General features: G+C 75.0%; 14 protein-coding genes. 6 read left to right on the forward strand and 8 right to left on the reverse strand.

Translation table 11 applies throughout. The features are described from left to right. Positions 1–119 precede the first annotated feature (119 nt). Both O2W16_RS19425 and O2W16_RS19430 read left to right on the forward strand, forming a co-directional pair. Positions 120–788, forward strand: coding sequence for a potassium channel family protein (locus tag O2W16_RS19425; RefSeq protein ID WP_269160478.1), 669 nt, complete (start codon positions 120–122; stop codon positions 786–788). Then, positions 788–1,456 carry a potassium channel family protein gene (locus O2W16_RS19430; protein ID WP_269160479.1) on the forward strand — a complete coding sequence of 223 codons (669 nt, stop codon included), beginning with the start codon at positions 788–790 and terminating at the stop codon, positions 1,454–1,456. The genes O2W16_RS19425 and O2W16_RS19430 overlap by 1 nt, the downstream gene beginning before the upstream one ends. 25 nt (positions 1,457–1,481) lie before the next feature. On the opposite strand, the gene O2W16_RS19435 is transcribed toward O2W16_RS19430, so the two are convergent. From O2W16_RS19435 to O2W16_RS19465, 7 genes are all read right to left on the reverse strand, one after another. Beyond that, a complete protein-coding gene (locus O2W16_RS19435; protein WP_269160480.1) occupies positions 1,482–2,267 on the reverse strand; it encodes a DUF3159 domain-containing protein in 786 nt (261 codons plus the stop codon). Between the two features lie 39 nt (positions 2,268–2,306). Beyond that, on the reverse strand, positions 2,307–2,708 hold the full coding sequence (locus O2W16_RS19440) for an OB-fold nucleic acid binding domain-containing protein (protein WP_269160481.1): 402 nt from the start codon (positions 2,706–2,708) through the stop codon (positions 2,307–2,309). Then, a complete protein-coding gene (locus tag O2W16_RS19445) occupies positions 2,705–3,502 on the reverse strand; it encodes an alpha/beta hydrolase family protein (RefSeq protein WP_269160482.1) in 798 nt (265 codons plus the stop codon). Before O2W16_RS19445 ends, O2W16_RS19440 begins: the two co-directional genes overlap by 4 nt. Further along, on the reverse strand, positions 3,499–4,398 hold the full coding sequence (locus O2W16_RS19450; protein WP_269160483.1) for a DUF3710 domain-containing protein: 900 nt from the start codon (positions 4,396–4,398) through the stop codon (positions 3,499–3,501). Before O2W16_RS19450 ends, O2W16_RS19445 begins: the two co-directional genes overlap by 4 nt. A gap of 2 nt (positions 4,399–4,400) precedes the next feature. Further along, a complete protein-coding gene (gene dut, locus O2W16_RS19455; protein WP_269160484.1) occupies positions 4,401–4,928 on the reverse strand; it encodes a dUTP diphosphatase in 528 nt (175 codons plus the stop codon). 51 nt (positions 4,929–4,979) lie between these two features. Next, a complete protein-coding gene (locus O2W16_RS19460) occupies positions 4,980–5,903 on the reverse strand; it encodes a hypothetical protein (protein ID WP_269160485.1) in 924 nt (307 codons plus the stop codon). A 95-nt stretch (positions 5,904–5,998) separates the two neighbouring features. Continuing rightward, entirely contained in the window at positions 5,999–6,301 is a 303-nt protein-coding gene (locus O2W16_RS19465) for a DUF4193 domain-containing protein (protein ID WP_036336978.1), read from the reverse strand. Positions 6,302–6,633: 332 nt separating this feature from the next. Here O2W16_RS19465 and O2W16_RS19470 point away from each other — a divergent pair, with 332 nt between their 5' ends. Continuing rightward, entirely contained in the window at positions 6,634–7,680 is a 1,047-nt protein-coding gene (locus O2W16_RS19470; protein WP_269160486.1) for a phosphotransferase family protein, read from the forward strand. A 58-nt stretch (positions 7,681–7,738) separates the two neighbouring features. Next, complete coding sequence (locus O2W16_RS19475; RefSeq protein WP_269160487.1) at positions 7,739–8,287, forward strand: LytR C-terminal domain-containing protein; 549 nt, start codon at positions 7,739–7,741, stop codon at positions 8,285–8,287. A 21-nt stretch (positions 8,288–8,308) separates the two neighbouring features. Here the strand turns inward: O2W16_RS19475 and O2W16_RS19480 are convergent, their stop codons facing one another. Beyond that, complete coding sequence (locus O2W16_RS19480) at positions 8,309–9,136, reverse strand: inositol monophosphatase family protein (protein ID WP_269160488.1); 828 nt, start codon at positions 9,134–9,136, stop codon at positions 8,309–8,311. A gap of 62 nt (positions 9,137–9,198) precedes the next feature. Between O2W16_RS19480 and ppgK the strand changes: the two genes are divergently transcribed. Together ppgK and O2W16_RS19490 are read left to right on the forward strand one after the other, a co-directional pair. Further along, positions 9,199–9,942, forward strand: coding sequence for a polyphosphate--glucose phosphotransferase (gene ppgK, locus O2W16_RS19485; RefSeq protein ID WP_269160489.1), 744 nt, complete (start codon positions 9,199–9,201; stop codon positions 9,940–9,942). 330 nt (positions 9,943–10,272) lie between these two features. Next, positions 10,273–10,882: sigma-70 factor domain-containing protein (locus tag O2W16_RS19490; RefSeq protein ID WP_331253773.1), on the forward strand; the 610-nt coding region annotated here is incomplete at its 3' end.

Genomic DNA, 10,882 nt, shown 5'->3' on the forward strand with positions numbered 1-10,882 from the left:
CTGCGCTGCCCCGCACGCCCCGGTGCGCCACCACAGCCCCGCTTCGGGTGTACGTTCGCGCGCTGTACGCCCCGGCGGTCCGCGGGGGCGGCAGGGTTCGGCAGACGGGTGGGACACAGGTGCACGTGGTCGTGATGGGCTGCGGCCGCGTCGGTTCGGCGATCGCCCGGCGACTCGAGGTGATCGGTCACAGCGTCGCGGTGATCGACCAGGACCCCGAGGCCTTCCGCAGGCTCGGCCCCGAGTTCGGCGGCCGCCAGGTGACCGGCCTCGGCTTCGACCGGCAGACCCTCCTGGACGCCGGCATCGACTCCGCCGGGGCCTTCGCTGCGGTCAGCAGCGGGGACAACTCCAACATCATCGGCGCGCGCGTCGCCCGCGAGACGTTCGGTGTGGAGCACGTCGTCGCCCGGATCTACGACTCCAAGCGGGCCGAGGTCTACGAGCGGATGGGCATCCCCAGCGTCGCCACGGTCCCGTGGACGGTCAGCCGGCTGATGCGGGAGCTGCTCTCGGTGAAGGTGACCGAGATTTGGCGCGAGCCCACCGGCACGGTCCTGCTGATGCGGATCACCGTGACCGACGTCTGGGTCGGCCGGCCGCTGGCCGAGCTGGAGAACGCCTCCGGTGCCCGGGCGGCCTGGCTGGTGCGCTTCGGCGAGGCCCAGCTCATCACCCCGACCACGGTGCTGCAGACCGGCGACCACCTCGTCGTCGCCGCCACCGACGAGCTCACCCACCGGGTGCACCAGGCCGTCGAGCAGGGTCCCGCGGGAGGGCAGCACTGATGCGCGTCGCCATCGTGGGGGCCGGCGCGGTCGGCCGGTCCATCGCCACCGAGCTGCTGGGCAACGGCCACGCCGTGATGCTCATCGAGAAGAACGGCTCCCGGGTCAAGCCGCGGGCGGTCCCGGGCGCCGAGTGGGTGCAGGCGGATGCCTGCGAGGTCTCCTCCCTGGAGGAGGCCCAGCTGGCCACCTGCGACGTGGTCATCGCGGCCACCGGTGACGACAAGGCCAACCTGGTCGTCTCGCTGCTGGCCAAGACCGAGTTCGCGGTCGCCCGGGTGGTCGCCCGGGTCAAGGACCCGCGCAACGAGTGGCTCTACACCGAGTCGTGGGGCGTGGACGTCGCCGTCTCGACCCCCCGGGTGCTCGCCGCCCTGGTGGAGGAGGCAGTCACCGTGGGCGACGTCGTCCGGCTGATGAGCTTCCGCAAGGGCGCGGCGAACCTGGTCGAGATCACCCTCGCCGAGGACACCCCGTGGGTGGGCCGGCCGGTGCGCGACGTGCCACTCCCCCGGGAGACCGTGCTCACCACCATCCTTCGGGGCGACCGGGTCATCGCCCCCGATCCCGACGAGCCGTTGGAGGCCGGGGACGAGCTGCTGTTCGTGACCCACGGCGACATCGAGGAGCAGCTCCAGTCGGTCATGTGCCCCGACGGGAGCTGCTAGCCGGAGCTCCCCTGCAGCGACGCCGTCAGGTGGCCGGGGGCTGCGCTTCGGAGCGGTGCCGGTGCAGTCGGGCCACCACCCACAAGGTGACCACGAGCTCGGCTGCGGTCAGCGGCAGCCCGAGCACCAGCGAGGACGTCGCCAGCAGCTCCACCTCGTCGCGCAGGTAGAAGAAGCCCTGCACGACCGCGCGCAGCAGGAACACCCCAGCCCACAGCACGGTCAGCCAGCCGTAGGCCCGCAGCATCCGCGGGTCGTCGCGCCAGTGCCGTTCCGGCTCCGGGTCCGGCACCCGGTCGCCGGGGGCCACCGGCACCGTCGCGCCGCCCTCCACCGGCACGGCCGTCGCGGCCGGGTCCCGGCGCGCCCGGTCGCGCAGTGACGGCAACCGGTGGGTGGACATGGCCCCCAGGTGGCTGGGGGCCAGGAACTCGGCGATCACCCCGACCAGGGGACGTCGGAAGGGGATCGAGCCGAGCAGGATGAGGGCGATCCCGGCGTTGCGCACGATGCCCAGCACGAAGAAGTCGCGGGCCTGCCCGGAGTACGCCGCGATCGCGACGGCGACGGCGACGGCGAACAGCCCGCTGACGGCCTGCTGGAGGCCCTCCCGGCGGAGCAGCCGCAGCAGGAAGACCAGCACCGCGGAGGCGAGGGCGGCCCAGATGCCGACGGTCAGCCCGCCGACCGAGTTGGCCACGATGAACGCGATCGTGGGCAGGGAGGCGTCGACCATGCCGCGCCAGCCACCCAGCTGGTCCAGCACCAGGTGGCGGTCGAAGGACACCCCACCGCGTCCGGGCTCGCTCACCGGCCGGGCCCTCCGGTCATGCCCGCATCGACGACCGGGTCACCCGGCGCTCAGCTCGTACCAGGGGTTGTAGATGACCTGCCGACCCTCGAAGGAGGCGAACCGGCCGCGCGCGGTGAGCCGACGACCTGGCTCGATGCCGGGGATCCGGCGGCGGCCGAGCCAGACGAGCGTGACCGAACCGGAACCGTCGAAGAGCTCGGCCTCCAGGGTCGGGACCGTCTCGCGCGGGGTGTAGACCACCGACTTGATCCGCCCGGTCACCGTGACGACCTCGCCCTTGCGGCAGGTGCTGACCGCCGAGCAGCCGGCCGACGCCACCCCAGAGCGCAGCTCCTGGGCGTCCACGGTCCGGTCGTCGGCGGTGAGCTTCTGGAGCTTGCGGGACAGCCAGCCCCGCGCGCCGGGCTCCGTGGAGGCACCGGTCCTGGTCTCGGTCACGATCCCAGCGTAGTGCGGTCAGCGGCGCCTGTCCGACGGTCGGCCAACCAGTCCACGGTGCGTCTCCACGCCGCACCGGAGACGTCGATCAGCACCATGTGGTCACCGGGGACGACCACCACCTCGACGGGGTCCCCGACCGCGGTGGCGGCGGCGGCGTACCGCCGGCTCTGGTCCAGCGGCACCGAGGTGTCCTCCGCACCGTGCACGCAGAGCACCGGCAGCCCGGTCGGCAGCAGCCGCACCGGGTCGGCCGTGGCGTACCGGTCGGGCACCTCGGCCGGCGTCCCACCGAGGAAGCCGACCGTGGCCCCGTCGCCGAGGTCGGCGGTGACGGCCGCCTCCAGGTCCAGCACCCCGGCCTGGGCGACGGCCGCGCTGACCCGGACCCGCGGGTCCGCCCCCGGCGTCCCGGCGGGCAACCGGGCGCGGCCGGCGACCCACGCCGCGAGGTGTCCGCCCGCGGAGTGGCCCAGGACGGTGACGTCGGTGAGGTCCAGCCGCGCTGCGTCCGGCACGTCGGGGAGCGCGTCGACCGCCGCGGCGACGTCCTGGAGCGTGGTGGGCCAGCCTCCACCGGCGCCCACCCGGCGGTACTCCACGGCCACGGCGGCCCAGCCGCGGGCGGCCAGGTCGGCGGCCAGCGGGCGGGCCAGCTCGATGCCGTAGCGGGCCCGCCAGAACCCGCCGTGCAGGACCACCACCACCGGTGCCGGACGGTCGCCGACCGGCAGGGACACCTCCAGGAACTGGTCGGGCTCGGCACCGTAGTCGTGCCGGACGGGCTTGCTCACCCGGCGTTCCGCGGCTCGGTGGGCGGTGCCGCCGGAGGTGCGGCAGGCGGTGCCGCCGGAGGTGCGGCAGGCGGTGCCGCCGGAGGTGCGGCAGGCGGTGCCGCTGGCGGCGGTGCAACCGGCGAGGCAGGCGGTGCAGCCGGCGAGGCAACAGGCGGGGCAACAGGCGGGGCCGCCGACGGGGCCGCGGGCCGGCGGGCCGCCGGGCGCGCACCCTGGCCCGCGGCCTGCCTCCGGGCGACCTGCTGGGCTGCCTGCGGGGGCAGCGTCAAGGGGAGCTGCTCGCGCACCGGCATGGGCTGCGCCCCCCGGACGACGACGACCGACCGGAACGCCGCCTCCAGCGGCGCAGCCGCCTCGGGTGTGCTGGCCGCCGAACCGCTGATCATCCCGCGGAGGAACCACCGCGGGCCGTCGACGCCGAGGAACCGGGCCGGACGGCGCACCGGCTTCGGCGCCCCGGTCTCCCCTGGCTGCGGCGGTGCGGCGACCAGGATGGACCCGACCAGCTCACGGCCGAAGGGCCCGTCCACCTCGGTGAGCCGGCCGCCCTGCCCGCTCGCCCCGCGCATGAGCTCGGCGCGCACCTCGTCCCACAGTCCGCCGGCGCGCGGGGCGGCGAAGACCGACAGCTGCAGCAGGGAGTCCCCGGCGCGGAGGCTGGCCCCGACGACCTGCTGCTGGGCGTTGACGTCCACCCGCAGCTCCATGCCCGCGACGGCCGGCAGCCGCAGCGAACCCAGGTCGACGCGCGGCCGGCCGTCCTCCGGGGCATCGGCCTCGTCCCACGGCCCGCTGGTCGCGGCCTCCTCGCGCTCCCGCACCTGCGGTTCCGGGGGCACTCCCCGTTCCCGCAGGCTGCGGTCGATCCGGTTGCGTCGACGTCCGAACGGCATCGTCAGGCCCGTCCTTCCAGAGAGGTGTGGGTCAAGTCGGCGGCCAGCGCGGCCGAGCCGCCGGTGGAGCCGTGCCCTCCGCTGCCGCGCTCGCTGCCGGGCAGCTCCCCGACCGGCACGAAGCGGGCCCGCACGACCGGCTGGACCACGAGCTGGGCGACGCGGTCGCCGCGGGACAGCCGGAGGGTGGTGGTGGGGTCCAGGTTGACCAGGTTGACCTTGATCTCGCCCCGGTAGCCCGCGTCGACCGTGCCCGGTGCGTTGACCAGGCTGAGCCCGAGCCGGTGCGCCAGACCCGAGCGCGGGTGCACGAAGCCGGCGAACCCCTCGGGGATCGCGACAGCGACCCCCGTGCCCACCAGCGCGCGCTGGTGCGGTGCGAGCTCCACGTCCTCGGCCAGGCACAGGTCGGCACCGGCGTCACCGGGCAGGGCGTAGGCCGGGAGGACGGCGGCGGAGCCGAGGACGACGGGCACGTCGACCTCGGCGGCGACGCCGGCCGGCGGCTGGTCGGGCAGGGGAACGGGCACGGCGGCGAGGCTAGCCGCGCCGACCGGTGCGCGTGCGGGCCGACCCGGGGGTCAGGCTCCCGGACCGGCCGGGGGCAGCCCCAGGTCGGCCCGCAGCCGATCGGCCAGCGCGGCCGTCGCCTTGCGGTTGCCGCGGGCGGCCAGCGTGGCCCCGACCAGGAGGGGGGCCACCGACGTCGTGCTCCGGGCCAGCCGACGGGTGACCCGTCGCCGCAGCGCCGCCGTCCCGGCCGTGCTCAGCGCGGCGAACAGCCCACCCGACGACGAGCTCCCCACAGCCCGCTGGGTGCTCCAGCTCGCCAGGTAGGCACCGGCCCGGGCGCGAGCATCGCCCGGGGCCGGGCGGCCGGCCAGCTCGTGCAGCTCCCCGACCAGCACCACCTCGACGGCGGCCACCAGCACCGTCTGCGCGCCGAGCTCCAGGGGGACGGCGACCAGGGTCGGTGGCGCGAACCACTGCGCCGCTGCCAGCCCACCGGTCGCCGCACCTACCCCGCCGGTGAGCCGGGCCGCCCGGGCGACGAGGGCGTCGGCGATCTCCGCGTCCGAGGCCCCCGGATGAGCACGTCGCAGCCGGGCCCCGTCCCGGATCGGGAGGCGAGGGGCGGCCGCGTCGAGGAGGTCGCTCAGCAGACCGGATGGTGCCGAGCCGCCGCGGGGGTCCGTGCCGGTGGCGGTGGCGCGCTCCCGCCCCGAACCGGCCCGGGCGTCCCGCGCCGCAGCGGCGACCGCGGAGACGACGTCGGACAGGACCCCGCTCGCCGCCCGGGCACCGGCAGCCGACCGGCCCGGTCCGCTGCCGTCCCGTGCACGGGTGTCCCTGCCGGGCTCGTCCCGACCGAGCAGCCCGGCCACTGCATCGGCGAGGGCCCGCGCAGCGGCACCGAGTCCGCTGTCGGCGCCGACGACCTCACCCTCCACCGGCGTCCCGCCCACGGGGCGGGGCGGCGGGACGTCACGCGGCTGCTGGCTCATCGGTTCCCCTTCGGATCAGCGGCACCTGCTCCTCGGCCCTGCTGCAGGGACCCACGCCTGGCCTGCGAGGTGTGGGGGTGCAGCGGGGTCCTCCTTCAGGCCGCGCAGTCGCGGCAGACCGGCTGCCCGTTGCGGGTCGCCGCCAACCGGCTGCGGTGGTGCACGAGGAAGCAGCGCGAGCAGGTGAACTCGTCCTCCTGCTTGGGCAGCACCCGGACGGTGAGCTCCTCGTTGGACAGGTCCGCTCCTGGGAGCTCGAGGGCCTCGTTGAAGTCGGTCTCGTCGACGTCCACCGAGGAGGACTGCGCCTCGGCCCGACGGGCCTTCAGCTCCTCCAGGGAGTCCTCGCCGAGCTCGTCGGCCTCGTTGCGCCGGGGGGCGTCGTAGTCCTGGGCCATGGGGTGCCCCTCACTCTCTGTTCGTCGCGGGCCCACGGGCCCGCTCGTCTGCCGTCGGCAGCGGGCGCCGACGGCGGTGGTGCCGGCCGCCAGGGCGGCCGGTGATCTCGCGCCGGTCCGGGGGCCACGTGGCCCCTGTCCCGGGTCGCTCGGTCGTGCACCGGACCACGTCCGGCTCGGCTGGTGGACGAGCACGCCTGCTGCTCGTCCTGCACCCAGCCAGCCGCCCAACGCCGTCCGGCCCCGGTTTGTGCCCGCCTGCGGGAGACCGACACATCGGGGCCTCCGGGAGGCCCGTCGAGGCGGGGAGCGCCAGAGGCTACCCTGCCGCCGTGGGGACTCCAGTGGGTGCTGATCCGGGGGTCGTCGGCCCCTACCTGGCTAGTGCTCTCGGGCACGAGAAGTGGCGTTCGGTCCGGGTCGAGCTGATCGCCGCCGGCATGTCGAACCTCACCTACGTGGTGACGCCGGAGGGCGGCTCCGAGGACGACGCGGTGATCCTGCGCCGGCCGCCGACCGGGGCCGTGCTGGCCACCGCGCACGACATGGTGCGCGAGCACCGGGTGATCTCCGCGCTCGCCGGCACGCCGGTGCCGGTGCCCCGCACGCTGCACCTGGCCACCGACACCGCGGTCCTCGGCGCCCCGTTCTACGTGATGGAGCGCGTGGTCGGCGTGCACGTGGTCAGCGAGCTGCCGCCCGGCTACGCCGACGAGCCGGCTCAGCGCCGGGCGGTCGCCGACGGCCTGATGGACACCCTCGCGGCCCTGCACAGCGTCGACCCCACGGCGGTCGGGCTGAGCGACTTCGGCCGGCCCGAGGGCTTCCTGGAGCGGCAGGTGCGCCGCTGGACCAAGCAGTGGGACGCCACCCGCGACACCGACCGGCCGGCGTTGGACGCACTGGCCGCCCGGCTCGCGGAGACGGTGCCCGCCACCCGGCGCACCGGCATCACGCACGGCGACTACCGGCTGGACAACTGCCTGCTCGACCCGCAGACCCCCGGCCGGGTGCGCGCGGTGCTGGACTGGGAGATGTCCACGCTGGGCGACCCGCTCACCGACCTGGGGATGCTCTTCGTCTACTGGCCCCAGGCCGGCGAGGAGCGGGCCGTCTCGGTCTCGCAGGTCACCACGCTGCCCGGCTTCCCGACCCGGCTGGAGCTGGCCGAGCGGTACGCCGTGAGCAGCGGCGCCGACCTGTCGGACCTGAACTGGTACGTGGGGTTCGCCTACTTCAAGTTCGCCGCGATCGTCGCCGGCATCGTGGCCCGGTCGGCGGCCGGTGCGATGGCCGGCAAGGACACCACCGGCTACGCCGACAAGATCGACCCCTGCGTCGAGCTGGGACGCGCCGCACTCGAGGACGGTGCGCTGTAGCCGCTCCGGACGCCGCTAGGGTCGACTCCGTGTACGTGCCGGCCGCCGTGAGGACCCAGTGACCGAGCTCAGCGACGACACCACCGAGCGCCGGACCGACGCTCCGCGCCGCAACCGCCGGCCGGTGCCCGCCCTGGTGTTCCTGCTGGTGCTGGCGCTGGCCGCCATGGCCGTGTGGTGGAACGTGCTCGGCGACGAGCGTGCCCGGGAGCAGGTCGAGGCAGCGGTCTGCAGCAGCGCCAGCGCCGTGCCGACCGAGCTGGACCCGGCCACGGTCTCGATCCGGGTGTACAACGCCACCGACACCCCCGGGCTGGCAGGTGAGGTCACCACGACCCTGGAGAGCCGCGGGTTCGTCGTCACCGAGACCGCCAACGACCCCAGCAGCGCGGAGGTGACCGGCGTCGGCGAGCTGCGGTTCGGCCGCCCGGGCCGGGAGGCCGCCGAGTTCCTGCGGCTGTACCTGCCCGGCGCCACCGACCGCGGCGACACCCGGTCCACCGGCCTGGTCGACCTCGTGCTCGGGCCCGACTTCGCCGGCCTGGCCAGCGAGGAGGACGTCGCCGCCGCGCTCGTCGCCGCTGCGGGTGCCGAAGCGGACTGCTGAGCTGCGGCCGGGTGTGCCTGGTCAGCCGGCGGCGTGCAACCGCTCCAGCAGGGCGACCAGCGGCTCGGCGACCGACGCGGCCACGGCGACCGCCATCGGCTCGGCGAACGGGCGCCCACCGGTCCCGGTGACCACCAGGCCCGCCTCTGCCGCGACCAGCGCACCGGCGGCGTGGTCCCAGGGCTTGAGGTCCAGCTCGTAGTAGGCGTCGACCCGGCCGGCCGCCGCCGCGCAGAGGTCCAGCGAGGCACACCCCCAGCGCCGGATGTCCCGGACCTCGGGGAGCAGCTGGGCGACGACCATCCCCTGGGCGCGGCGTTGCTCCACCCGGTAGCCGAAGCCGGTCGCCACGAGGGTCTGCTCCAGCGAGGCCGGTGAGCTGCCGTGCAACTGCATCGCCGCCGCGCCCGGTGCTGTGAGCCAGGCGCCCTGGCCGCGGACGGCGGTGAACAGCTCCCCGGTGCCGACGTTGAGCACCACGCCGACCTCGGTGCGGCCGTCGACCTCACCGGCGATGGAGACGGCATAGGCGGGCAGGCCGTAGAGGAAGTTGACGGTGCCGTCGATCGGGTCGACCACCCAGCGGACGCCGCTGGTCCCCTCGCGAGAGGCGCCCTCCTCCCCCAGCACCCCGTCGTCCGGCCGGGCCTCGAGCAGCCGGCGCACGATCAGCGCCTCGCTGGCGGTGTCCACCGCGGTCACGACGTCCACCGGGCTCGACTTGGTGTCGACCTGCTCGGCGGCGCTGCTGCGCCCCGCCCCGACGAGGGCCGCGGCCTCCTCTGCGGTGGCCCGGGCCAGCTCCAGCAGCTCGGTGGACAGGTCGGGTGCGGCGGCGCCGGAGGTCATCACGGAGAGCGATCCTGCCCGACCGGTGCACCCTCGGTGGGCGGGGTCGCTAGCCTGCCCCCGTGCAGGGCTTCGGAGTGGACATCGGTGGCAGCGGCATCAAGGGCTGCGTGGTCGACCTGGACAAGGGCGAGCTGATCGGGGAACGGGTGCGGATCCCGACCCCGCAACCGGCCCTGCCCGACCCGGTCTACGGCGTCGTGGCCGAGATCGTCGGTCGGTTCGGGTGGGAGGGGCGCATCGGCGTCACCTACCCGGGGGTGATGAAGCACGGGGAGGCCTTCACGGCCGCCAACATGGACAAGAGCTGGATCGGCACCGACATGGCCGCCGGGCTCGAGGCGGTCATCCCCGGCACCGTCCAGACGCTCAACGACGCCGACGCCGCCGGCATCGCCGAGATGGCCTACGGCGCCGGCCGTGGTGAGCGCGGCCTGGTGCTGATGCTCACCTTCGGCACCGGCATCGGCAGCGCGCTGTTCATCGACGGCACCCTCGTGCCCAACACCGAGTTCGGCCACATCGAGGTCGACGGCCAGGACGGCGAGAAGCGCGCCTCGGCGTCGGCCCGGGAGCGCGAGGACCTCAGCTACCCGCAGTGGGCCAAGCGCGTCGACCGGTACCTGGACACGCTGGAGGCCAGCCTCTGGCCCGACCTGATCATCGTGGGCGGCGGGGTGAGCAAGAAGGCGGAGAAGTGGGTGCCGCTGCTGTCCACCCGGACCCGGGTCGTCCCCGCCGAGCTGCTCAACGACGCCGGCATCGTCGGTGCGGCCCTCGCGGCCGAGCAGCACATCGGTCAGTGACCCCGGGCTGACGACAGCCGCCCGGTCGCCGGTGCCGACCGGGTGCGCCCGTCATCGAGCCGCGCCCGGTACAGAACCTGTGGACCCCTGGGTGTGCGCCGTTACAATGGAGACGCTCCACCGCGTCGCTCCTCAGTCAACAGGTCATCCCCACTCCCAGCCCGGGCGAAACACCGCACGGCGTGCGTCTCGCCCGGCCGGCCGGTGGGGTCCCTGCTCTGCCGGAACGCCGTCCGGGGCCGCTGTCCGCGGGCCGCACGGCCCTCCAGGAACGCACCGCAGTAGTACGGGAAGGAAACCCGAGTGCCCGCCGACCAGCCAGGACCGGACGTGACCACGGTGAGCAGCCAGGGTCGCAAGAGGACGGTCGCCGCCCGCACCAGCGCCTCGTCGTCGACCACCGCACCGGTGACCACGGCGGCCAAGAAGGCCCCGGCCAAGCGGGCCCCCGCGAAGAAGGCCGCGTCCCGCAAGCCGACGATCGCCCCCTCCCCCGGCACCGGTGAGGGCACCGTCCTGACCGCCGTCGCCTCCGACGGGGCGACCGTCGCCGTCGTCGACGCCGGCGCCGAGGGCCTCAAGCTCGACGAGACGGTCGTGACCGGCAAGGACGGCGTCGCCGTCACCGAGACCGAGGAGAAGGACGCCGAGACCACCGGCGACTTCGAGTGGGACGACGAGGAGGAGTCCGAGGCGCTGCGGCAGGCCCGCAAGGACGCCGAGCTCACCGCCTCCGCCGACTCCGTCCGCGCCTACCTGAAGCAGATCGGCAAGGTCGCCCTCCTCACCGCCGAGGAGGAGGTCGACCTGGCCAAGCGCATCGAGGCCGGCCTCTACGGCGCCGAGCGGCTCCGCCAGGTCGAGGAGGAGGGCCAGAAGCTCACCCCGCAGATGCGTCGTGACCTCAACTGGATCATCCGGGACGGCGAGCGCGCCAAGA

The organism is Modestobacter sp. VKM Ac-2984, from assembly GCF_026967985.1.
GTDB lineage: Bacteria > Actinomycetota > Actinomycetes > Mycobacteriales > Geodermatophilaceae > Modestobacter.